At 37.4% G+C, this 25,276-nt stretch carries 18 protein-coding genes; 13 read left to right on the forward strand and 5 right to left on the reverse strand.

Annotated elements, in window-relative coordinates:
* The first annotated feature begins 242 nt into the window (after positions 1-242).
* The 8 genes from MM214_RS01880 (at position 243) to MM214_RS01915 (ending at position 9,707) form a co-directional block, all read left to right on the forward strand.
* Entirely contained in the window at positions 243-2,210 is a 1,968-nt protein-coding gene (locus MM214_RS01880; RefSeq protein WP_241291337.1) for a hypothetical protein, read from the forward strand.
* Positions 2,211-2,226: 16 nt separating this feature from the next.
* A complete protein-coding gene (locus MM214_RS01885; protein WP_376856797.1) occupies positions 2,227-3,048 on the forward strand; it encodes a DUF2490 domain-containing protein in 822 nt (273 codons plus the stop codon).
* A gap of 11 nt (positions 3,049-3,059) precedes the next feature.
* Positions 3,060-3,527, forward strand: a complete 468-nt coding sequence (locus MM214_RS01890) for a hypothetical protein (RefSeq protein WP_241291341.1) — start codon at positions 3,060-3,062, stop codon at positions 3,525-3,527.
* An 11-nt stretch (positions 3,528-3,538) separates the two neighbouring features.
* Positions 3,539-4,546 carry a LacI family DNA-binding transcriptional regulator gene (locus MM214_RS01895; RefSeq protein ID WP_241291343.1) on the forward strand — a complete coding sequence of 336 codons (1,008 nt, stop codon included), beginning with the start codon at positions 3,539-3,541 and terminating at the stop codon, positions 4,544-4,546.
* Positions 4,547-4,732: 186 nt separating this feature from the next.
* Entirely contained in the window at positions 4,733-5,662 is a 930-nt protein-coding gene (locus MM214_RS01900; protein ID WP_241291345.1) for an ROK family protein, read from the forward strand.
* 42 nt (positions 5,663-5,704) lie between these two features.
* Positions 5,705-7,207 carry a glycoside hydrolase family 32 protein gene (locus tag MM214_RS01905; RefSeq protein ID WP_241291347.1) on the forward strand — a complete coding sequence of 501 codons (1,503 nt, stop codon included), beginning with the start codon at positions 5,705-5,707 and terminating at the stop codon, positions 7,205-7,207.
* Between the two features lie 267 nt (positions 7,208-7,474).
* Positions 7,475-8,818: a sugar porter family MFS transporter gene (locus MM214_RS01910; protein WP_241291349.1), complete on the forward strand. Its 1,344-nt coding sequence runs from the start codon at positions 7,475-7,477 to the stop codon at positions 8,816-8,818.
* Positions 8,811-9,707, forward strand: a complete 897-nt coding sequence (locus MM214_RS01915) for a carbohydrate kinase family protein (protein ID WP_241291351.1) — start codon at positions 8,811-8,813, stop codon at positions 9,705-9,707. Before MM214_RS01910 ends, MM214_RS01915 begins: the two co-directional genes overlap by 8 nt.
* Here the strand turns inward: MM214_RS01915 and MM214_RS01920 are convergent.
* Positions 9,696-10,310, reverse strand: coding sequence for a Uma2 family endonuclease (locus tag MM214_RS01920; RefSeq protein WP_241291353.1), 615 nt, complete (start codon positions 10,308-10,310; stop codon positions 9,696-9,698). The two genes, MM214_RS01915 and MM214_RS01920, sit on opposite strands and share 12 nt — an antisense overlap.
* An 88-nt stretch (positions 10,311-10,398) precedes the next feature.
* The gene (locus tag MM214_RS01925) at positions 10,399-12,405 is read right to left on the reverse strand and encodes an alpha-ketoacid dehydrogenase subunit alpha/beta (RefSeq protein ID WP_241291355.1); all 2,007 of its coding nucleotides are present in this window, start codon (positions 12,403-12,405) and stop codon (positions 10,399-10,401) included.
* 333 nt (positions 12,406-12,738) lie between these two features.
* On the opposite strand from MM214_RS01925, the gene MM214_RS01930 reads away from it, so the two are divergent.
* Positions 12,739-13,296, forward strand: coding sequence for a helix-turn-helix domain-containing protein (locus MM214_RS01930; RefSeq protein ID WP_241291357.1), 558 nt, complete (start codon positions 12,739-12,741; stop codon positions 13,294-13,296).
* A 94-nt stretch (positions 13,297-13,390) separates the two neighbouring features.
* Here the strand turns inward: MM214_RS01930 and MM214_RS01935 are convergent, their stop codons facing one another.
* Positions 13,391-16,186, reverse strand: coding sequence for a TonB-dependent receptor (locus MM214_RS01935; protein ID WP_241291359.1), 2,796 nt, complete (start codon positions 16,184-16,186; stop codon positions 13,391-13,393).
* Between the two features lie 1,092 nt (positions 16,187-17,278).
* On the opposite strand from MM214_RS01935, the gene MM214_RS01940 reads away from it, so the two are divergent.
* Positions 17,279-17,929 carry a hypothetical protein gene (locus MM214_RS01940; protein WP_241291361.1) on the forward strand — a complete coding sequence of 217 codons (651 nt, stop codon included), beginning with the start codon at positions 17,279-17,281 and terminating at the stop codon, positions 17,927-17,929.
* A 41-nt stretch (positions 17,930-17,970) separates the two neighbouring features.
* The gene (locus tag MM214_RS01945) at positions 17,971-18,885 is read left to right on the forward strand and encodes a glutaminase (protein WP_241291363.1); all 915 of its coding nucleotides are present in this window, start codon (positions 17,971-17,973) and stop codon (positions 18,883-18,885) included.
* Positions 18,886-18,997: 112 nt separating this feature from the next.
* On the opposite strand, the gene MM214_RS01950 is transcribed toward MM214_RS01945, so the two are convergent.
* The gene (locus MM214_RS01950; RefSeq protein WP_241291365.1) at positions 18,998-21,697 is read right to left on the reverse strand and encodes an OmpA family protein; all 2,700 of its coding nucleotides are present in this window, start codon (positions 21,695-21,697) and stop codon (positions 18,998-19,000) included.
* Positions 21,698-21,700: 3 nt separating this feature from the next.
* Positions 21,701-22,861 carry a hypothetical protein gene (locus tag MM214_RS01955; RefSeq protein WP_241291367.1) on the reverse strand — a complete coding sequence of 387 codons (1,161 nt, stop codon included), beginning with the start codon at positions 22,859-22,861 and terminating at the stop codon, positions 21,701-21,703.
* A gap of 312 nt (positions 22,862-23,173) precedes the next feature.
* Here MM214_RS01955 and MM214_RS01960 point away from each other — a divergent pair, with 312 nt between their 5' ends.
* Complete coding sequence (locus MM214_RS01960; RefSeq protein WP_241291370.1) at positions 23,174-24,181, forward strand: DUF4407 domain-containing protein; 1,008 nt, start codon at positions 23,174-23,176, stop codon at positions 24,179-24,181.
* A gap of 93 nt (positions 24,182-24,274) precedes the next feature.
* A complete protein-coding gene (locus MM214_RS01965) occupies positions 24,275-25,078 on the forward strand; it encodes an alpha/beta fold hydrolase (RefSeq protein WP_241291373.1) in 804 nt (267 codons plus the stop codon).
* The last annotated feature ends 198 nt before the right edge of the window (positions 25,079-25,276 follow it).

The raw sequence follows: 25,276 nt of genomic DNA on the forward strand, positions 1-25,276 counted from the left end.
AAAATTTAGAATCAAAAAAACAGGTGATTCATTTAGGATCACCTGTTTTTTTGATTAGATGTTTTATGAATTTTTGATGATTTGGAATATTATTTTGTTTTTAGAGTTATTTTTTCATTTTTTTTAGGAGAAATTATCAGGAAATGGTTGAAATTTTTGCCATTTTGGTCTAAATTTTGGAGTTTTGTTGTTTGAAAATATTCTAAAAGATTTAATAAATCACCAATCTGTAATTTCAGAGTATGAGAAATTTCCAAGTAGCATTTTATTCATTAATATCAGTAATACTCATTTTTCCATCTTTATTAATTGCCCAAGAAGCATATGAGGGAGAGTATAGATTTAATAACCTAGAAGGTTATGCAACTTTTCAATTGGTAGAAGGACAGGAAGGATCTATGTTGAAACAAGGTGAGTTTCGATTTGAAAGGAAGGAGAAGGATGCCACAGATAACATGAGATTTTTGAAAACCATCATAGCTGGGTTTTATGAAGCAGATAAAAAATCAGGCCTTTGGGACTATTTAGATGAAAGCCATATGGTGGAAGTCAATGACGTGGTGGACTTTTCGATTGATTCTGAATTGACGAGTAATCAAATTAGATTAAAGGCTAATTACTTAAATGGCGTTCCTAATGGAAGCTGGAAGTTTGTAGAAAATGAATTTAGTGGTGGAAGCCTCAGAAAAAAGGCAGAAGCAGAGGAGTTTAAATTCAACAATGGAGATATTCAAGGCAAATTTCAATTTAAATCTTTTGTAGGAAATAGGACTCATTTCATCAGAGGAGAATTAAATCAAGACGGTGTGATGCATGGTGAATGGACGCTTGTGTATCGTCAAGAAGAGAGGTTGATAAGTGAAGTTAGAAATTATGAAAATGGATTTCTTTTGGGATTGGTTAAGCGAGATTTGAATGATGATGAAATTATCGAAGAAATGGTTTATTATGAGACAATTGCTAAGCTAAATCAAGTGAATGAAGGAAATAAAATAGGCTTTAGAGTAGCTGATCAAAAATTCGGAATCTTCTTCAATGATGGTTTTTTGTCGGATGCAGACCAGTATCAAGTTCAAAAGTCAGGGAATGAGTTCCTGACTAATTTTCTGGTAAAATTTTTGCAGTTTGACCCAGCTTATGTGAATCAAGATGGAGTCCTTATAGATTATCCAATTCATACAAGGAAATTTGTCTTTGAATTAACTAGGTCACAACAGAAGCTCGTTGAGGAGTTGCCAGGCAAATTTGACGAGCTACAAAAAACAGTGAGTCAATACAAAGACAGAAATGTTTTAAGATTGAATAGACAGCGTTCTGATTCTTTATCAGCCGTTTATTCATTTTTTGAATTTCAAGATATTAAGCTAACTCAGGCGAAAGAATTATTTGACTTGATAAGATCGAAAGAGATTCAATACTACGATCTTGCAGAGATAGCAAATATAGGGTTAAACTTTGTGACAGAAGAAGATAAGATTAATTACACCTTCCAAGATCAAGAAAAACAATTAGTTCTTAAATATGAAATAGGTGACTTTGAAAATGATTTTTTAGTGTCTTTGGAGAGTTATCTAAATCAAATGAAAGATAAAACTAGGGAGTTTAGGATTTATGCTGATGCTCAGCTTAGTAGAATTCAAGAAGATTCTGATTTAGTTTCTCTAGAAGAACAGATACAAGAAAGAAAGATAAAGGTAGATACCTTATATTATGATCTTGATGATTTGGATAGTTTTTCACGATCACTAATTTCTAATGTGAGAGAGAACATTGTAGAGTCGCAGTTCAGTAGAATCAATGAACGATATGCTCAAGCTGAAAAATTCTCGGTAAAAAGAGATGAGGCTGAAAGGATGTTAGATTTATTAGAAGAGTTGGAAATGCAATTTGAAACTATTAAAAATATCTCTAGTAATTGGCAGATTCTTGATGAGTTTTATATGGAAGAGACTTTCAATCCATTTTTCAATGAGAGATACGAAATTAGATTCAAAGAAAGGCTATTTGAAAGTGGTGAAAGGCTATACAATCACTATTTAAAGAGTTTAAGAGAAGAGACAAATTATACAGAGATTAAAGATTGGACGAGTAAAATTGAGAATTTGATTCGTAGGATGTCAGAATTAAGAAATGAAGACACAAGAAGCTTGGAAAGAAGGCTCAACAGAAGATCTTCTATTGAAAGAATTGAATCTGATTTAGGGTTGTAAGATGAAAAATAGGAGTATGTTGAGTAAAGTGTTTAGGTTATCAATACCGTTAGTTATCATTTTGTTGTCAAAAGTAAGTATTGTAAGTGGTCAAGGTATAACTATACCAGACGAAAAAATCGGATTACCAGCCACTACAGAAAATTGGAATGGCCTATATCTGAAACTTCGATTTTCAGATAAGTGGTGGTGGTACCAAGAGAATCACTACCGAAGAAGATCAAGTGTGGACAATAGATTAGATTTCGTTGGTAGAATGAGTCAGCTTTATAATAGGTTTGGGATGACTTATATGTTCACGGAGTATTTTGAAGTAACCTTTGGCCCTACATTAGTTTGGAATTTTGCACCTGAAAGAGGTAATCCCGAATATGTTGATTCCGTGTTAGAGCCAAGGTTTTGGCACCAATGGTTATTGACACAATCGGTAGGATCGGTGAAAGTTTTGCACCAGTTCAGATTTGAGCACAGATTCAAGAGAAATAATGATTTGGGGGCTGAGTTTAATTATACAGATAGGTGGAGGTACAAGATAACAGCATATGTGCCACTTAACAAACCCAGAATGGAGAATAAAACTTTCTTCATAGCACCTTCCAATGAGTTCTTCTTCGAAACAGGAAAGCAGGTTTGGAATATTTTTGAAGAAAACAGGGTGTATACTGCGATCGGTTATACTTACAATAACTATATGTTTTTTGGAGGACACATGTGGACATATGGACCTACTGCCACTCCAGGAACATATAGAAATAGGCATATCATCAGGTTAAATGTGATGTATACTTTTGACTTTAGAGGAAAGAGAAAGCCACTTACCAGAGATTTTGCATTTTAAAAGGACGATTAATGAAGCGAATAATAATATTAGTTTTACTCTGTATTGTAGTCAATACAGCCTCTGCACAATACAAAAATCAATATAGAGCTATTCATGCTTATGAAATGGCTTATGATAAGCCATTCTTTGGGCTTAATTTTACGGGAGAGTTTTTTCCAGCAAATTATTTCTCTGTAGTTCCTTCATTCACATTTTTTACTCCTGCTACTGGTAACGCACGAGCGTTTGATATCAATGCCAGATATTATCTGACAGAAAAAGAAAAGCAATGGTATGTCACAGCAGGTTATGGATTTTATAGAAGAGTTTTTGAGTTTAATCCCATGGGACGATTTGATTTTAGCTCGCTAAATCTTGGAGCTGGTGGTATGCTTAGATTGACAGATGAATTAGGGGTGAATCCAGAAGTGAGATTTCAAGCCTTTGGTAGAAATAGTATGGTCTTTAAGCTAGGAATAGTTTACTTTATCAATTAACCTTCATATGGATGAGAAAAGATCACAAGAGAGTATCGATCAAAGATATAGCGCAGGCACTAGGAGTGTCTATCACTACTGTGTCGTTTGTGATCAACGGAAAAGCTCGAAACAAAGTAAGTGAAGAACTTATAAAGAAGGTAGAAGCCTATATTGAAAAAGTAGGCTATATCCCCAATGTCGCAGCTCAAAGCCTGAGGACTGGTAAATCCAATACGATAGTATTTATGGCGGAGGATATTTCCGATCCTTTTTTTGCCAAAATCGCTAAAAGAATGGAGTCTTTCGCTTTTGAGCATGGTTACAAAATCGTCTTTTGTAGTACAGAAAACAATAAAGATAGGGCTATTGCTCACTTGACATTCTTCAAAGATAAAGGCATTGATGCCTATATCATTACTCCCCCGGAGCATTTTGAAGAAGAAGCAAAATCCATAATGGAGCAGGGTAAAGTGACGGTGTTCTTTGACCGAAGATACAATAGCTTTGATCACCATTATGTAGTGTTGGATAACTATCGAAGTATAAGAGATGCTGTTCGATTTATGCAACAGAAAGGATACAGTAGGATTGGTTTTGTAGGGCTTGAGTCAGACCTTTCCACCATGAAGGAAAGGGAAAATGGCTACCTAGATCAAGTAGAAACTGCTTTTGTTTTAAAAATTGACTTTAAAGAAATCACGTCCCAAGTCACAATAGAAAGGCTTGAGCAATTTTTAATTTATGATAGACAGTTTGATATTGTGGTATTTGCATCCAATAGCTTGGCCATTGCTGGCCTGAGGGTTATGCAAAAGCATAAAGTCAATATTCCAGATTCTCTTGGTGTACTTACCTTTGATGATAGGGAGCTTTTTGAATTGTACAATCCGCCGATATCCGTAATTTCTCAACCGGTGGGATTATTAGCAGAGGAATTGATTACAACTACGATCAAGCTCCTTAGTGATGCCGATCAGCAGCACGGATTTATTCAAAAATCGCTTCCAGGCAAATTGATTGCTAGATACTCTACTTGATATTGCTCCAAGCGGTATAGTTATCAGTAGATAGAAATATTTTATCCCTGTTTTTACAAATCATGAAAAAGAGTTTGTTATATATGCTTTTAAATGTATTTTTGGATCAAGTAAAACGTTTTAGCTTTGCTTTTATGTTATTTTATTGCGGATAGCGATATAAAAATTGATAAAATACTACAAAATATGCAAAATCTTTGGGGGATAGACCTAGGAGGAACAAAAATAGAGGGCGTGATAGTAAACACCTCTTCAGGAATAGAGGAATTGTTGAGGCTTAGAGTACCTACAGAAGCGCATCTAGGCTATGAACATATTTTATCTCAAGTGAAGAAACTTGTAGAAATGATGATTCAACAATCTGGCGAAACTCCTAAGATGGTGGGAATAGCCAGTCCAGGGACATACATTCCTACCAAAAAAATAATGAAAAATTGTAACGCGACGGTAATCAACGGGCGTGACCTGAAGACAGATTTGGAAGGAATTCTTGGTTTTCCTATTGCACTTGCAAATGATGCCAACTGCTTTGCATTGGCAGAAGCTAGGCTTGGAGTTGGAAAAATGCAATATCCAGAAGCCAAAGTTATCTTTGGAGTGATATTAGGAACTGGAGTGGGTGGAGGTCTAGTGGTCAATGGTCAGATTATCAACGGAAAACATGGCATAGGAGGAGAGTGGGGGCATAATTACCTTTATCCTGGAGAAGGGAATCTCTGCTATTGCGGCAAGCAAGGCTGCAATGAGCAAATCATTTCAGGACCAGCTCTGGAGCGATACTATGAAAGCCTGACAGTTGTCAAGCGTCCTTTGAAAGAAATCTATGAGAGATCAAAGGATGGTGATGCAGCTGCTAAACAGACAATGACACGGCTAATCGAAGGTTTTCAGAAAGCATTTAGCATAGTCATCAATGTCGTAGATCCTGATTTGATAGTGCTTGGAGGCGGCGTGAGTCATATAGACTTGCTATATAATGACCATTCATTACTCAAGGAAATGGTTTTCAACCATGAGTTTGAGACACCTCTAGTCAAAGCAGCCTTGGGTGATAGTGCTGGGGTATTTGGTGCTGCGTTGCTTTTGGAAGGGTGTGAAAGAGAATTTTGTCTTTGAATGAAATTACTTGTATTTTGCAATCTTGCAAATTTATTATCTATGAAAACTACTTTACCCAAAATTATCCATCTGATTTTAGTAGTGTTTTGTTTGTCTTGCCAACAACAAAAGCACCAAGAAGTGGCTAATGATTACTATCAAGAGCCATACAGACCTCAATTTCACTTTAGTCCAGAGGCAAACTGGATGAATGATCCCAATGGGATGGTTTATTATGAAGGAGAGTATCACCTTTTCTATCAATATCACCCAGAGGGAAACACTTGGGGTCCCATGCATTGGGGACACGCAATTTCTCAAGATTTGGTACATTGGGAACATCTTCCGATAGCGTTATATCCAGATAAGTTCGGAACCATTTTTTCTGGATCAGCTGTGGCTGATTTGAAGAATACTTCCGGATTAGGAACGGAAGAAAATCCACCTTTGATCGCAATTTTCACCTATCATGATGCAGAAGCTGAAAAAGCAGGTGCTATAGATTTTCAGACTCAAGGCATTGCTTATAGTCTTGACAAAGGGAGGACTTGGGAGAAATATGAAAATAACCCTGTTCTAAAGAATCCTGGAATCAAGGATTTCAGAGATCCCAAAGTAATGTGGTATGAAGATAATGATGGCAAAGGAAAGTGGATCATGAGCTTGGCTGTCAAAGACAGGATATCATTTTACAGTTCCGAGAATTTGATCGATTGGGAATATGAATCTGATTTTCAGCCTTTATGGGCTGCTTATGGTGGTGTTTGGGAATGTCCTGATTTGTTTAAAGTAAAAAGTCCTGACGGTATAGATAAATGGGTGCTTTTCGTAAGCATCAATCCAGGAGGTCCAAATGGTGGTTCGGCTACACAGTACTTTGTGGGGGATTTTGACGGTATGGAGTTTACAACGACGGAAGAAGAAGTAAAGTGGCTAGATTATGGGGCGGACAATTATGCAGGTGTGACATGGTCTAATGTTCCAAAGGAAGACGGACGTGTGTTGTTTATAGGATGGATGAGCAATTGGGATTATGCAAATGTAGTCCCAACAGAAGTCTGGAGGTCTGCCAAAACTATACCTAGATCACTTGAATTGTTCGAAATAGCAGGTAGATCCTACCTAGCATCAAAGCCTGTGAAAGAATTAGATAAGCTAAAAGGGAATACTCTTGATCTCCAAGGCAATGAAATTGAACTTGAACATGAGCTTCTTGAGATGGCATTGGTCATAGAAGAGGCTGATTTTGAATTTGAACTCTCTAATGAGGCTGGGGAATCAGTCACATTGAAAAGGATTGATGATAAAATTTACTTTGATCGCAGCAACTCAGGAAAAACAGATTTTGAAGTTGCCTTCAAGAAGCTACATACTGCTCCAGATTTAGGAATAAATTTCAAAGAATTGAGGGTGTTTTTAGATAAAGCTTCCATTGAATTCTTCTTCAATGAGGGTGAGTTGGTCCTTACAGAAATCATTTTCCCTACACAACCTTATAGCAAGCTGAAAACAAAAGGCTTTGGTGATTCAAAAAAGGTTCATCAGCTTAAATCAATTTGGTAAATTACTTTGCTTTAGATATAGTGGATGGTGGTAAGATGATTTTCGCCAATATTAAACGGTGAATTGAAATATTACATTATCTTCGCATTCATAGCAAAAGTTTCTATTTGGGATAGTTAAATCAATTTAGCAAGCTTTATGATGATGTTTTAATTTAAAAATGAACCTATGATCTAAAGCGCACATAAGCTGATGTTCTGGACGTATAAACAATGCCCAGCGGAGGTTTAGGTGTGCTTTAGCTTGAAATAACCTACAATTTACCCTATGCAAAATAAACATTACGTTCTCTTCTTATCCATTACAGCTGCGCTTGGTGGTTTTCTTTTTGGTTTTGACACAGCTGTAATCTCTGGAGCAGAAAGAGATATTCAAGCCCTTTGGCAGCTATCTGATCTTAAGCATGGCTTGGCGGTAGCGGTCGCTTTGTATGGGACTGTACTAGGCGCACTTTTTGGAGGTATACCTGCGGATAGATGGGGAAGAAAGACCTCACTTTTGTGGATAGGTCTCTTTTACTTTGTGTCGGCTCTAGGTTCAGCCTTAGCTGCAGATGTGAATAGCTTTATGCTGTTTAGGTTTTTGGGTGGTTTGGGAGTAGGTGCGTCATCTGTAGTGGCACCAATGTATATCTCCGAAATAGCTCCAGCCGCACGAAGAGGGCAATTGGTTGCCCTATACCAGTTCAATATAGTGTTTGGGATATTGATGGCCTATTTTTCCAATTACTTGATAGGAACAGCAAATCTTAATGAAGCTTGGCGTTGGATGATGGGTGTAGAGGCTATACCAGCTTTGATATATACTGTTTTGATATTTAAAGTACCCAAAAGTCCGAGGTGGCTTATCGCAAAAAGGCGTGATTTTGAAGGAGCGCGAGAGATTTTGACCAAGACTGACCCAGAAGGCGTGGATGAAGCTATAGCTTTGGCAATAGAAGAAAGTAAAATAATCAAAGGGAAAGCAAGTGTTGGGATGCTTTTCAATAGTAAGTTTAGAAAAATCAGTATCATGGCAGTTCTCATGGCTTTTTTCAATCAGGTGTCTGGGATCAATGCCATTATATATTTTGCTCCTAGGGTCTTTGAATCTGCAGGAATTGCGAGTGAGACAGCCTTAATGTCCACGATTGGTATTGGTGTGATCAATTTAGTGACGACGATGCTTGGCTTATATTTGATTGATAAGTTTGGCAGGAAGTTACTGATGTATATTGGTTCGATAGGGTATATAGTTTCACTTTCCTTAATGGCTTATAGCTACTTCGGAGGAGCCATAGATAGTAGTTTGTTACCATATTTTGTGTTTGTGTTTATCGCTTCTCATGCGATAGGTCAAGGATCTGTGATTTGGGTGTTTATTTCAGAGATATTTCCAAATGAGCTCAGGGCATTTGGACAATCTATGGGTTCATTTACTCATTGGATTCTGGCGGCATTGATTGCAAATATTTTTCCTTTAATCGCCAATCAGTATGGTGCTGGGAATATTTTTGCTTTTTTTGCAGTGATGATGGTGCTACAGTTACTTTGGGTAGCTTGGAAAATGCCAGAAACGAAGGGTAGATCATTGGAAGAATTACAAAGAGAATTATTAGGAAAAAATGGCTAAGAAGATTATTTGTTTTGGAGAGATGCTATGGGACTGTTTCCCAGATGAAGAAGTTGCAGGTGGAGCACCCATGAATGTAGCCTTGAACCTTCAGCAGTTGGGGCTTGATGTAGGGATGATTTCTCGATTAGGTTCAGATGAATACGGGGATAGGATGAGAGCTTTTTTGCAGTCTTACAATTTTTCTATGGATTTGGTACAGACTGATGAATCCAATCCGACAGGGCTAGTCAAAGTCGATAATACTGAAAAGGAACACATCAAATATGAAATCGTAGAACCATCTGCATGGGATTTTATCTCACTTACTGAAGAGAATCAACAAGCTGTAGCCAATGCTGACGCTTTGATTTTTGGGAGTTTGGCAGTAAGAAATGATGTTTCTTGGGAGACCCTGTATCATTTGGTTCATCAGCCTTTACTTACTGTTTTTGACATCAATTTTAGAGCGCCATTTATCGATTTTTACAAAATCGATAGTTTGTTAGGGTATACTGATGTATTGAAGATCAATGAAGATGAGTTAGCCATTTTGCTAGATTTTTTCGAATTGAAGGCTAGTGCCGAAAACCGAGAAAAAGTCCTCTGCGAATACTTGGAGGAGGAATATCCCATTTCATGCATCTGTATCACACAGGGCAGTAAAGGCGCAATGATGTATCAAGATGGGAAGTTTTACAAACATGAAGGTTATAAAGTAGCGGTAAAAGACACCGTAGGCGCAGGAGACGCTTTTTTGGCTGGTTTTGTGAAAAATTATCTCCAAGGAAAGAGGCCATCAGAAATTTTGGATTTTGCTACCAAAATAGGGGCTTATGTAGCAAGTCAAAAAGGAGGTACACATAAATATACCATGGAAGACATTGAGGGTATAGGATCAATACGTTAAACCTTCAAATACCCTGTCAAGGTTCAATTCAAAACCTATTAAAACGGATGAAGTTACCTGGTGTCCTTTTGTGAAAAGTTTAGAAGGAACATATTTGTCATCGATTAACGTATAAATGAATACTGTTTGCTCCGCAGGATGAATGATCCAGTACTCCTTGACGCCACTTTCTTCATAGATATTGTATTTATTGATTAGCTCTGTTTGATTGTTGCCTTGAGACAAGATTTCTATGATCAAATCTGGTGCACCTATACAGCCCATTTCGTCTAGTTTTTCCCAATCGCAAACCACACAAATATCTGGTTGAACTACAGTATCAATTTCTTCATTTTTTTGAGATCGAGTTGTGAGCCGCACATCAAAAGGAGCGATGAATGTTTTGCATTTTTTTCCTTCTAAAAAATCAGCCAATAAACGGGCAACTTTAAAAGATACCTCCTGATGAATTCTTCTTGGAGCAGCAGCTTGTCTGAATATTTTTCCCTTAATTAATTCTACAGCACCTTCCAAATCCCATGTTAAATAATCCGCATAGGAATATGAACCATATGTTGAAGATGGTTCATCAACAATGTTAGCATCTTTTTTATCATTTTTCATATGTTCAATTTACAAAAAATGTATCAAAACCAATAAGGTTGTTTTGATGGGGTTTTTGTTAAGTGGTTAGAAGTCAGGTCAAATTGCGTTAATAGTCTTTTAGCTTGATGAGCTTTTGCTTGAATCGCTGAATCGGAAGGAAGTTTTGTTCTAAGCTCGGCGCAAAAGGAATAGGAGAGTCCAGGCTTCCTTCGCGCATCACTGGTGCGTCTAAATACTCAAAACAGTGCTCTGATATCCATGCACATATTTCCCCTCCTATTCCACCTGTCAAGCAATCTTCTTGTAAGAAAATAACTTTGCCAGTTTTCATCACAGTGTCTCTTACAGCACCTTTGTCCCAAGGAAGCAGTGTTCTCAAATCCAAAATATCAGCATCTATTTGAAGCTCTTCAATAGCAGACTTTGCCCAATGCACACCCATCCCGTAGGTTATGATGGATAATGTATCACCTGTTTGTGTTAAACAAGCTTTCCCAACCGCTACAGTATAATAATCGTCAGGTATTTGCTCGCTGATAGATCTATAAAGTGCTTTGTGTTCAAAGAAAAGAAAAGGGTTGGGATCCTCTATGGCTGCGTTAAGAAGCCCTTTGGCATCATGAGGGTTTGAAGGGTAGACGATTTTGAGTCCTGGAGTGTGAAAAAACCAAGCTTCATTGGATTGAGAGTGAAATGGGCCAGCAGCTACACCTGCCCCTGTTGGCATCCGAATCACGACATCGGCGTGCTGACCCCAGCGATAATGAATCTTAGCTAGATTGTTCACAATTTGATTGAAGCCAACTGAAACAAAATCTGCAAACTGCATTTCTACCATTGCTTTGTAACCTTTGATTGATAGACCCAGGCCTGTTCCAATGATTGCGCTCTCACAAAGGGGGGTATTTCGAACCCTTTCTGCACCATATTTTGCCTTGAATCCTTCTGTGATTTTGAAGGCTCCGCCATACTCAGCAATATCTTGCCCCATAAGGATTAGCTTTGGGAATATGTCCATAGACTGGCTTAAGCTGTCCGAAATAGCGTCTATAAATCTTCTTTCGGTAGATCTATCCGAACGAGGTTGAACCACCTTTTGTATAAAAGGTGAATAGACATCTTGGAGTTCTTCGGTGGTATTTGGGATGATTTTCTCCTCTGAAAAGGCGACATCTAAGGCCTTGTTTATTTCTGCCTTTAGCTCACTTGAAATTATTGCCTTTTCCTTTTCATTCAGAATTCCTGATTCAATAAGGTAATTTTCATAGTTATCTACAGGATCTTTGAGTGCCCATGTTTTCATCAGTTCTTTAGGGACATACTTGGTGCCAGAAGCTTCTTCATGACCACGCATTCTGAATGTAATCGCTTCTACAAGTACGGGCCTAGGGTTTTGACGAATATCATCTGCCAGTGCCTTTATACAGTCATAAACTTCAAGCACATTGTTTCCATCAATTCTAATGGTCTCCATGCCATATCCTGGGCCTTTTTCTGTGAAATAGCGAAATGCAAACTGCTCCTCACTTGGCGTGCTTAGTCCGTAACCATTATGTTCTACCACAAAAATCACAGGTAGTTTCCAAACTGCTGCCACATTCAAACCTTCATGGAAATCCCCTTCCGAACTTGCTCCATCTCCAGTAAAGACCAAAGTAACTTTGTTTTCATTAGATAGTTTGTGAGCAAGTGCTATTCCATCAGCAATTGCAAGCTGTGGTCCAAGGTGTGATATCATTCCAACGATAAAATGCTCCTTGCTTCCAAAGTGGAACGACCGATCCCTTCCTTTAGTAAATCCAGATTTTTTTCCTTGAAATTGCGCAAACAATCTCTCTAAAGGAATTTCTCTTCCTGTAAAAATGCCTAAATTTCTATGCATAGGAAGAATATACTCGTCTTTTTGCAAGGCATTCACAGCGCCAATTGAGATTGCCTCTTGTCCCCAGCCGCTAAACCATTTTGATATCTTCCCCTGCCTTAGCAAAATGAGCATTTTCTCCTCAATCCTTCTAGGTAAAAGTAGAGACTTATACAATGAAATTAACGTTTGATCGCTGTAGGCCTTTCGGTCAAAAATAACAGGAGTCTCGGCTGTGATATCTCTATTCATTATGGGTTTATTTTGGTATACCAAAATAGAGTTTTCTTTTTGAAAAAATTAAATCACACTAACAATTTTGTAATTTTTTCTACCTTGGTTTGTATCCCCAAAGACCCCAGATCCCTCATTTTGATAAAACAATCCTTTTATTACATTCTCTTAGACTGTACACTTGGACTTAATTTATCGAGAACAAGTAATTAGCCTTTTCTCATCCTTGCACTATGTCATTAGGAATTATAAATAAAAGTTGACCATAAGGTGAGGCCTCAATACTTTTTACATACATTTTGTTTAAAAAGCTTTTCATTAGAAGTGGGATTCTTTTGTAACTTTACTGATATGGATACATTATTGATCAAAAATATGGTATGTCCGAGATGTGTAATGGCTGTAGAGCAATTACTTATCGAGGAGTCAATTTCATTCCAGAATGTGTTTTTAGGGAAAGTTTTGCTTGATAAACCACTTACAAATCAAGAAAAATCGAAAGTGGAGTTGAAGCTGAAAAACTTGGGTTTTGAGATTCTTGAAGATAGAGACATAAGAAGAATTGAAATGATCAAAAATAGTCTTAGAGAAGTTCTCTTAAATAATGAATTATCATCAGAGTTTAACTTATCTGGATATATAAAATCAAGGCTTACGGAAGATTATAGTATGTTGAGTCATCTATTTAGCAGTATGGAGGGGGTTACTATAGAGAAATTTTTTATAGAACTTAAGATTGATAAGGTGAAAGAGCTTTTGTTTTATGAGGAATTGACCTTAAGCGAGATTTCATATCATCTAGGGTATAGCTCAGTTCAGCATCTTTCAAATCAATTCAAGAAAGTCACAGGAATGACACCTACAGCCTATAAGAATCTTGTCAAAGGAAAAATGACTGGATGGAAATAATTGGATGGGTTTTTAGAGAAATTGGTTGATTGATAAAAAAAGCCTCTTGAAAAAATCAAGAGGCTTTTAATATTAATTTAAAAAAGTTGGTGGTTTAGAAGTTGAAGTTCAATCTAGCAAACAAGAACCTTCCATTGAAACCCATTTGCTGCACTCTTCTAGAGTATACAAATCTTCCAAGGCTGAAGTTGTTGCTGTGTGTATGTACATCTTGGTACGTGTCGAATACATTATTAGCTCCTATATTGAACCTGAAGTTTTCATTGAATTTATAGCTAACTGTAAGATCAGTAACTACTTTAGGGCTGAATGTTTGATCAAGTGTTTCTCGCTGTCCAGTGAAAGTATTTACAGGCCAAGTATTAGGATCTGTGCCCATAGTAGGATCAAGGTATGTGACTGCACCAAACCTAACAGCTCTAGCCATAAAAGTAAATTTCCCAACATTGTAATTAGCCATGAAGCTCACTTTGTCTCTTGGATTGGCAACTTCGATTCTACTTTGGTCTTCTCTATTGAAATAGTTCCCAAGTTGTCCAGTGGCTTCAAGTATTGGAGACCCATTGATGATAGGATTGCCATTGGCATCTTTTTCCACTGAATTGTCTATCAAGGTTCCTGCTAAGATCAAGTTCAAACTAGAGTTGTTTTGGAAAAATATATTGTATGTGATTACGGATTCTATTCCTCTAGCTCTTGTGTTGATGGCATTGGTGAAAAAAGTAGCTCTTTCTGCTCCGGCAGCTCTTAGTTGAGATTCTAGATTTGGGTCCCCACCTGCAGTGAAGTTATTCGTCAAAACAATTCTATTGTCAATGTCGATTTGATAAGCATCGATTGTGATTTCGAGATTGTCAAATGGGGTAATGGTAGTGCCCAATGTAAAGCTTCGTGATGTTTCTTCCTGTAAAGTTGGAATACCAAGAATTCTGGCTGGCTGACTATCATTTCTAAAAGTACCTACTTCGAAAGGAGTAAGGTTTCCAGCATTGTCAGTAATGAATAGCGTACTTACATTAGAGTAAAATCTTTGCTGCATGGATGGTGCTCTAAATCCAGTAGAAGTCGAAGCTCTCAATACGAAAGCATCTGAAACTTTATACCTAGAGGCAAGCTTATAGTTCAAAGTACTTCCGAAATCAGAGTAGTTTTCAAATCTTAAAGCACCCGCGAGCATAAATGACTTGCTAAATTCTTGCTCTAAGTCTAGGTATATACCTACATTGCTTCTATTCCATGATCCTTCAGTAGCAGGAGGGAATCCTGGGAAGACTTGTGATCCAGCTGCTACTCCAGCACTTGGATCAAAATTTCTATATGATGACTCTTCTCCGGCGTTGATGCCGAAGCTTTCTATTCTATATTCTGCTCCAGCTGCCACATTCAATCCATGCATCACATCATATTTTTTTGATGCATCAAAGTTGATGGTGTTTTGTAAGTAATTGAGACCACCTGCATTGAATTCAGTCTGAAAGTTTGGTGTAGAAATAGCTTGAGAATAATTGACTGAGTTTCCAATCATGAAGTCAAACAAGTTTTGTCCATATGTATTTGATAGGTCAAAATTCCATTCTCCGAGCTTACCAGTTATGCCAACTACACCCGATAAATCAGTAATGTTTGTATTGATCTCTGGCAGGAAGCCATTTGGGTAAGTTTGAAATACATTGTTTCTAGCAGCAGCAGGGACAGCATTTGGGTATCTGTAGAAACCAGCTGCATTTCCTCTTTTGTTGTTGTATCCACCAAATGAATAGAACTCCAAGTCTTTTTTGATAGGTAATGTAAGGTTGTACATGATTCCACCACTATTGATTGCTGAATTACCAATTCTCATGTCAAAATCCGCTCTTGTCAAACCTCTAGCGGCTAGTTCAGTGTCGTCAACATTATTTCCACCTACAGCGGGGAAGATTTGTCCAGTGTAAGTGCCTGATCTATTGGTGTAGCCTCTACGTGCGTATTCGCCAGTAAGGTTCAAGAATCCCTCTTTACCTAGTTTTACACCATAGTTTAAAGCAGCGCTGACCATTGTTCCATCATTTGCTGACGCACCTGCATTCTGTCCATTATTGATCGCAAAATTCCTGTCATAATTAGTAAGGTGTGTTCCTGAGGCGATATTCCCAGATATACCTTCTTGCTTTTTCAAAACAATATTGATTACACCAGCAATTGCATCAGAACCATATTGAGCGGCAGCTCCATCTCTTAGGATTTCTATTTTTTCTACTGCATTGGCTGGGATCGCATTTAGGTCTGTTCCAACCTGTCCTCTGTTTACGGTGCCGTTTACGTTCACCAGGGCTGACTGATGCCTCCTTTTTCCGTTTACCAAGACTAATACTTGGTCTGTTCCAAGACCTCTTAATTGAGCTGGATCCATGTGGTCTGTTCCATCAGAAATTGTCTGACGGCTTGACTGAAACGATGGGGCTATGTAGGTAAGGATTTGATTCAAGTCAATCTGGCCTACTGCATCTATAACTTTGGATACGGGGATGATATCTACAGGTACTGGAGAGTCGATTCGAGATCTGGCGCCTACTCTAGTTCCTGTTACGATTACTTCAGAAAGATCTTTATCGTCACTTTCGAGTACCACATTGACCTCGCTTCTATTGGCAATGTTGATTTCCTGAGCCTTAAGACCTACGAAAGAGACAATAATAATGTCTCTACCTGCGGGTACTTCAATACTAAAATACCCATCAATATCGGTTGTAGTTCCCAAACTTGTTCCCTTTACGCGTACAGACGCACCAGGAAGACCCAGCTCATCTTCATCCGTAGTCACTTGCCCTTTGACAATTTTAGATTGGGCAAATGCTGTCTGACTAAAGCTGAAGAGCCCTAAAATCAAGCAAAATAGTAATTGTTTCTTCATAGGATTATAGTTTATTTTAAATAGTGATTGTTTAAAAAAGCGAAAAGAGAAGATGCCTTTTCATCTTAAAATTTATTCATATTCTAAAGCGATTACCTATCGAGAGATATTCCGGAAATCAGTTGCAGCGTAAAATTTTAGTGTGTTCATTTTTAGGAGATACATTATTGTACAGCTTAAAGCATCTCGAATGATCTAGAATTTAAACTATTATGATGTTAGTCTATTTGATAAAAGTATTTCTTATTTTTAATCATTGCCAGTAAAGTCTCATGCCTAATGTTGAAAATTCCTGATAAGCAGTTCTTATTCCTGATAAACGGCGAGATGCAAAGAAATAAAATTAAAATTCATTTTTCCAATTTTGCGTAGTTAAAAAAGAAAAATCAATTGATTGTTTTGTGTTTTGGATTTGCGTAGTGCCGAGATTTTGGGAAAACGAAGTTTTTTATAATTGAAATGTCTTAATTTCTATCTAAGAATGGAAATTGAAGGGTTCGTATGTAAATCATCCCTGCGGGACTTTTTGGAAGGTGGAGAGGTTTTTGATTCCGTGGGTTGAAAACCACGGGTAAGATGTCGTTCGTGCCGCTGGCACTTTGGGGTGGTGCTGAATAGCTTTTTCGAGATGGATGGATTCTGATTTTTATGTAATCATTGTAGAATTGTTGATTTGGCATTGAGTAGCTCCATAGGAGCGGTCGACATCTTGACAACGGGTTTCAACTCGTTGAGAGTAGGCATGAACGACAGGCTCTAGGCATGCTTGATATATGGTCTCTGTAAATCATCACTCTCCATATAACTGAATCAAAGCCTCGGTGTCAGCAATGCTTCTGTCCAAAATACGAGGTAAGATAAAAATACTGACAAATAGAAAAGCTATTGAAGTTAAAATCATTCCCATAAATAACTTAGCAAAAAAGCCCTCTTGTACTCCTTGTTGCCTGTAAACAAAAGTATAGCCGTGCATACTTATTATGGTATTTGAATCAAGAGGGTGAGTAGCTTTGATTAATATTGATTAAATATTGAATTAGTTTTATTGGTGAAAAATTAATGTATATTTGTATAAAACAAATTAGAAGTAAAATGGAAACATGTTTTAAAGTGATTATTGCATTTATCGGTGTTTTGTTTTTTACTAGAGCTGAGGCGCAAGGCTTAGTAGACTTAGAGCTATATGGTGGGTTAAATATTAACTATTTTGAAATGGGACAATTCTCTAATCTGCAAGATACTGAACTTTCAAGTAGACTAGGTCAGCATGCTGGAGCAAACCTTCTTCCGAAGATCAATGAAAAATGGCAACTGAGTTTACAAGGAGAATGGATGAGGTCTGGAGTACATGTTGAAACCACTAACTTAAATGAAAATACTATTTACAGAAACTATGGTAACTATGCCATAGGTGCAAGGTATAATTTTAACAAAGGGGAAAAAGCTTTCTATGTTCAGCCTTCTGCTGGTATTTCGCACCATAAGTATAATAAAAGATTGCTTGGGCTTGTTTTTGAGGATTATAGAGAAGTTGTTTTTGTGGCGAGAGTGGAAGCTGGAGTTAAGTTGTACACGAGAAAAAGTAACTATGTAAATATAGGGCTTAGACATCAGCAAGGTTTTGATGGTACTACTCCGTACGGTAGTGAAGAAACGGGAGGACTTCCATTGACAAGTAGGAATTCCTACACGGGATTATTTGTTGGTTATGGGTTTAGTTCGAAGAGTTGGTTCAAAAGGTAGTAATCCATGATAGAGGTCTGATTTTTGCCTATTTATTTATTATGGATTATCAAAAAATTATAGAGGAAGTATACGAAGAAGTGCAGTCAGAGAATTTGCGCGGAAAAGTAGCAGATTATATTCCAGAATTAGCTAATGTAGATCCAATTCAATTTGGAATTGGATTGGTAGATTTGGATGGTAATGTTTTTGGTGTTGGTGATTACGAAGTACCGTTTTCTATCCAAAGTATTAGCAAAGTTCATACACTTGTAATGGTATTTCATGTTTTCAAAAGTAAGCTTTGGTCTAGAGTGAATGTAGAGCCTAGCGGCAACCCTTTCAATTCTATAGCTCAATTGGAATTTGAGAAAGGGATACCCAGAAATCCATTTATCAATGCTGGTGCTTTGGTCATTACTGATGCTTTGTGCAGTAAGTTTGAAAATCCAATAGAACAAATCTCTAATTATATCAATGAGCTTTCGGGCAAGTCTTGTGTTCGGATCAACTCTTCTGTAAAGGAATCAGAGAAAAACCACGCAGAAAGAAACACAGCGTTAGCGTATTTTCTAAAAGCTTATCAGAATTTTGAAAATGAAGTAGACGAGGTTTTAGACGTTTACTTTTCTCACTGCGCGATGGAAATGAGTTGTGTGGACTTGGCAAGATCATTTTCATTTTTGGCCAATGATGGTTATTCTATATTTGCGGACAGAGAAATTGTTTCCGAAAGCCATGCTAGGAGAATCAATGCTTTGATGCTGACTTGTGGTTTCTATGATGAGGCTGGCGAATTCGCATTCAGAGTGGGTCTACCTGGTAAAAGTGGTGTTGGTGGTGGAGTGGCTGCTGTGATGCCTCATAAATTTAGCATTGCAGTATGGAGTCCCGAGCTCAATGAAAAGGGGAATTCTGTAAAGGCAATCAGAGCTCTTGAATTACTGACAGATAAATTATCCTTTTCATTATTTTAGAAAAAAAGGCTTTGGAAATATCTATCCAAAGCCTCTACCAATTAGCTATAAAAAAATAATTTTATTCCATCGGACAATAGAATCATATATCACCATTGATCCTTAGTGGGTATCAATTGTTTTTTTCTACCCTGACTTCTACTCTTCTATCCTGATCATTGCTACTTCTTTGTGATCCTCGGATCACTTGCCCACCTGATTCGGTTATGATTTTTGATTTAGGAATACCGAATTGTTCAGAAAGAATTTCTGCTACTGAATTTGTTCTATCTTCGGCTAACTTCAAGTTGTAAGCGACATTGCCTGTATTGTCAGCAAATCCTGTCAAAATAAGAATGTGGCCTTCATTTTCTTTTATAAAATCAGCTAAATCAGCAAGTTTTCTTACCTCTTCTATATTTGGGCTGCGTTGGTTTATTTGAAAAAAGATGGTCTCCTTAAACCTCAATAATTTAATCTCAATCTCTGGATCTCTTTCTATAAATACAGTGTCAGCTTTTGGTTGTGGACGTTCATTGATCAGTTTTTCGTCAGTAGGTTGTTCCACTTTTTCTTGGGTATTGGCTCGCTCTTGCTGAGCTAACATGTCAGGGCTTATGCCAAGCATTACAAATCCCACGCTTTGAGCTACTCTTTTGGATCTTTCAAGTTGCTCTTTTTGCAGTTCTGTTTGATTGGCTTGATTGTTTCTATATTCTTGAACTGGCCCACTAACCACCTCTCTGCTTACCATTGGGAAGTTGTTATTTGTGTTTTGTGACCTTGAATCCAAAGCCCTAGAGGCAGCTGCACCTCCAAAAAAAGCAGCGATCGACCTCCATAGGCCACGTCTTTCTCTTTCTTCTTGTACCGCTACATTATTATTGGAAGTAGCAGCTGGCTGTTGTTGATATATGACAGTTTCTTGAGGTCTATTTGTGTCTCTAAATGATTGGTTGATCATGGATGGCCTTTCATTTGTGCTTGCTTGTGAAGTGTTGGTGTTATTACTTCCCAAATATATCACCTCTCGTGGGAGAGCGTTTAAGCTATCTTTTTGTCTCTGAAGTGACCTTGTTTGATCCTCTAATTGTCTTATCCTTTGTTCCTGCTGCGCCACTCTATTGTCGTTTAGCTGCTGATTTGCTAAGTTGGTTGCGATCAGGTTTTCTTTTGAATTCGGAGCTACTTCTTTTGTTTGCTTACTTGCAGAATTATTACTCAAGCTCTCACTTGGTAGATCTGATAGTGGTTTTATTGAATTTTCATTAGATATATTATTTCTGCTTACAGGAGCATTCTTTTTATCATATAAACCGGTCGTATCTGAAAGTATTTTAGGTTCTTCTCTACCAAAAGTGCTGTCAAGATTGGATTTGTTTACATCGAATCCAAAAATACTTCTATCTAAGAAGACAGCTCTTCCTTTCCTCAATTGCTGATTCTTGATCAGGTTATTCAAACTATCAACTTGAATAAGCAATTCCGCCTCTCTTCTCTTAATACTATCCAATGAATACCTTAAGTCGAACCTTTTGGCTTCTGTGGCTTTCAACAAGGAATCCTTAGAAGTTGCTCTTAATAATGTATCAGCTTTAAGAGCAAGTTCTTGGTCAGCGACTCTTTGTTGAATATCCACCAGAGATTTTTCTTTAACTTTTCCCTCTAAGATTTGTCTTTTTTTTCCCTCTATTTGTTGGTTCCACGAGAGAGCTTGTGTTTGGAATTGGAGGCTATCTAATTTCTCTTGATCGGTTATTTGAAAATTATTGAAGTAGTTATATATATTTCCTCCAAATGGTTTACTCGGTATGGAGTCCAATGTAAGGATCTCTTCGTCGATCTTTTTAGGTGCTTCTATTTTTGTTGGCTTAGACCCAACTGGCTCATTATAATCTGGATAGTGTGTGCTAAGTTTTGGTGCTCTAAATGAAGATTTTCTTGCTCCAAAGTTATATTTCAATCCAACTCCATGATAGATTATCCAATCATTTTGACCATTATTTTCACCTCTATTTCTAGTATTCGGATCAATTATATTGGTTCCTGGCTGTGCGGCATATGCTTGAAAAGCGTTGTCGTAGGTCTCCCGATAGGTACCACTCACATCATCAAGATAACCTGTAAAAGAGTGTATCAAATCTGTTTGAGCGAAGAGTTCCACTCTGTGTCCTAATCTAAATCTAATTCCAAGACCTAAATTGGCATAGAATACCCCTAAGTCATAGCCATTCTCTAGTTCTGTTCTGAGCGGAGACAATTCTGTTTCATAAATCCCATTTGGGGAAACCGTGGGATCGAGGTAATTGTAAGGATTCCCATTGTCATCAAGAAGGTCTCCCTTGACAGTATAGTCTATCAATCCAAATCCCAAGGTAGCATAAGGTGCTATCCAAGATTTAGCGGGAAGTAATCTATCGTTGTCCGTTTTGAAGACAAAAGCAATTCCCATGTCTCTTGCATCAGTCTGGAAGTTGAGTGCACGGTCAAAGTTTCTTGCATCAGTCATAAGCTGACCATTGCGCATTCTGTACCTATCAGACATGGCAAATTGATACTGACCATAACTAAACTGCAAGCCAATGGTAGGGCTCAATTGTCTTTCCAAGGAGACTTTCCAAGAGTATTGGTCGAAGTAGTTCTCATTGAAATATAATAAATGCTGAATGGCATCTAGATTTGAAATTCCACGTATTCTATGGGGAGTGAGATCCCCATAATAGTTGCTATAGCCTCCACTTACTCCTATCCTCCAGTCATATGCTTTTTGCTGTGCATTTAGGACAGATAGTGTGAATAAGCTGAGGCAAAATATGATCATCAGCTTTTTCATGGATTACCTCCTATTATTAAACCCTAACCAAAGATTGAGTTCCAAACTCATACCTACATAAGGTTGGATGTAGTCAGTACGCGTATTCATATTAGAATCGTCCATATTGATAAGCACAGCTCCTGCATTGAATCTCATCACATTGAATAACTTGTAACCAAGACCTGCGTAGATTGGTAGATTTACTATGGGTCCTGAAATTCTTTCTCCACTACTTGCATTGAAATTTTGAAGAAATACACCTGTAGAAAATGAAGCATTACCCAGAAATCTTTTGAAGGTTTTGTTGCCTAATGGTAAAGAAAGACCGACATAAGGACCGTTAAAATATTCAGTAGAGCTTAGGTGTCTTTTGACTGCAAATGCGCCATACCCGAAATTGAGAGGCAAAACGCCAGGCTTTCTCTCAGTAGGATACGAACTGATATATCTCACATCTACCAATGACATCAAGCTTCGGGATAAGTATTGGTTAAGTTCATTTTCTACAGCTTCTTCTAGTTCACTTATATATTTGTTGGCGTAGGCTGCCTTATCATTATCTTTTTCTGCTTTTCCTAAGATATTGAATCTAGCTCTTCTCAGCTTCAATTTATTCCTTTGATCTAATTTTTGTCTCACCAAATCAGAAAATCCACTAAAATCTCTACCCAGAAAATGCCTATAGTCTTCTAGTCCATTTTCTACTATTTGATTCATCTGTGTTATCATCACTTGATCACTATTGGACGACCTAATACCACTTGCGGTAACTTCAAAATTTGCTCTGATGTAAGAAGATAAATTGCTTGATATTGACTCTTTTACTTCTTGCATTTGTTCTTCACTTGCTCTTTCATAAAAAGTGAATTCAAAATCATAGTTCGTATTGCTTTTTAGTGGTTCACCAATAAATAGTTCATATTGATTCACTTCATAATCGAAAGCTCTTTTCCATTCGTAGGTATCGGCTTGCTTTAGACCCTTGTTTGGCCTGTTTACCCTTACTTTAACATACTCGATTCCTCTTGGTAATGAACCTCTGATGTAAAAAGGTTCTTCTGCAGGTAGTGCTACACCTGAATTAATTTGGTTTGCAACTACATCAAAAGCTACCGATTTAATTTGTGCTTGACTGAAATTCATCAAGCCAACCAAAAGCGTAAGTAAAACCAGTTTTTTCATAAAATTTTGTTTTGGAAAATGAAAATAATTTAATGGGCCAATTGGCAAGCCCTTCTCTTAATTGTTTAATTATAAATTGATTCTTTTTCAATATCGAACACTTATTGTTCGAAAATGTTGGAAATGGAACACCTTGAAAATAGGTAAGCTGGGTTGATAAGCATTTAGTGTTTTGTATTTCAAAACAGGTTATGTACTCTTTGACCCAAATTTGTGCGTTTGGTCACATTTTTTTCTCAAATATTTTGTCTGTTCATAATTTGGCTTGAAATTATCATTGGATTTTACTTAACATCTAAATCTAAATACGAAATGAACAATCTGAAAAGATTCCTATGGTTTTGCTCGGGCGCTAACTTTAATTTGCTTAAAAGAACTCCCACAGAATCAAGCAAATATGTTGGAATTGGGGGGACTGTATTGTTCACAGGTATTTTGGCTTCATTGTCTGCTGGATATGCGCTTTTTACTGTATTTCAATCACTTTGGTATGCTGTAGGCTTTGGAGTACTCTGGGGTCTTATGATTTTCAATTTGGATCGGTTTATCGTCTCAAGTATGAGAAAGGAAGTCAGTAAAAAGTCTGAATGGAAAATGGCAATACCAAGATTTATGATGGCAATCATATTGGCATTGGTTATATCAAAGCCTTTAGAATTAAAAATTTTTGAAAGGGAAATCAATAGGGAGTTAGACAAGAAAAAGATTGAAATGGTAGCTGAAAGTAAGGCCAAGATTGCTTTAGGGTTTCCAGAAGTGCTGCACTTAGAAGTTCAAAAGGATAGTCTAAAGGCTGAACTCAAAGCTATGGAAAATTTTAGAGATCAGTTGCAAAAGGAGTATGATCTGGAGCGATTTGGGGTAAAAACAAGTGGGAGCTCGGGCATAGTTGGACTGGGGACAAATGCAAAAAAGAAAGAACAACAATTAGATGCGGCTCAAAGAGATTTGGATCAATTTAAAAAAGAACACCAAGTGCGAATCGATAAAATTGACGATAGATTGGTAGAATTATCAAAGATAAAAGAAGCTGAGTTTGCCAAAATTCAACCGCAAATCGATGGTTTTGATGGAATGGCAGCGCGAATAGATGCGCTTTCTGCCATCAGTAGTCAGAGTGAGTCTGTCAAACTTGCTAATTTAATGATTGTCTTGCTCTTTATCGCTGTAGAAACAGCTCCGATATTTGTAAAGCTAATCTCCCCTGTAGGTCCTTACGATCGACTTTTGGGTTTGACTGAAAAAAAAGTAGAAGTATATGTCCATGAAAAAACTACTCTATTAGTCCGAGAAAGTGAATGGAGGTTAGAAAATTGTTGATTTGATAAAGTTTTTGTTTTGATGCCGTAACTTTTTTGAAGATTTTGGATTTGTATGGTTGAAACCTTAACTTGAGACCTTAACTCATCCATCATGCCATCCATAAAGATCAATCAAGTTGAATTATTTTATACCGATACTGGAGAGGGAAAGGCTACTGTAGTCCTGTCACATGGATTGCTTTGGGATCACAGGATGTTTGACAAGCAAGTGGAAGTACTCAAAAGCAAATATCGCGTGATAGCCTTTGATCACAGAGGTCAGGGGAAGTCTTCTTTATCAAATGAGGAGTTTGATATGGATGATCTCACCGAAGATGCTCGTGAATTGATAATTCATTTGGTAGGTAGTGCTGTTCATTTTGTAGGTTTGTCTATGGGTGGTTTTGTGGGAATGAGATTGGCTGCTAGATATCCAGAGTTGATCAAGAGCTTGGTGCTGCTAGAGACATCTGCTAATGCAGAACCTGTAGAAAATATTCCAAAGTATAAGATGCTAAATGGAACGGTGAAGTGGTTTGGAGTTTTACCAATGGTAGCACAAGAGGTGATGAAAATATTGTTTGCTCAGAGTTGGCTAGAGAACCCTAAAAATAAGACAGAGGTTAAGAAGTGGTTTAAAATCCTCAAATCAAATAAAAAATCTATTGCTAGATCTGTAGATGCTGTAATGAGCAGGTCCGGTATTGAGGACGAGATCAGGTTGATTTCATCTCCCACCATGATCATTGCAGGGGATGAAGATGTAGCAACTAAACCTGAAAAAGCGAAATTCATTCAAATGTCTATTCCCAACGCCACTTTGCACATGATTCCGGGTGCAGGTCATTCCAGTACCATTGAAAAGCCTCATGAAGTGAATAAACTACTCTTGGATTGGTTAGATTCTTTTAAATAGCTGAATAGTTTTTCGCATAAATGTATTTTTAGAAATTCACTTAAATCCTTGATCAAGCAATATTCAAGGATACTCTCCAATTGAAATTTAGAATCAAGTTTTTTTGCAATGAAACTATAGAATCAACTCTTTTCACATCCATTTTTTTTATCATATGAAATTAAATGACTGAAAAACAAGGTGTTAAAATATTTTATT

It is taken from the genome of Belliella kenyensis (genome assembly GCF_022549675.1).
GTDB classification, from domain to species: Bacteria; Bacteroidota; Bacteroidia; order Cytophagales; family Cyclobacteriaceae; genus Belliella; species Belliella kenyensis.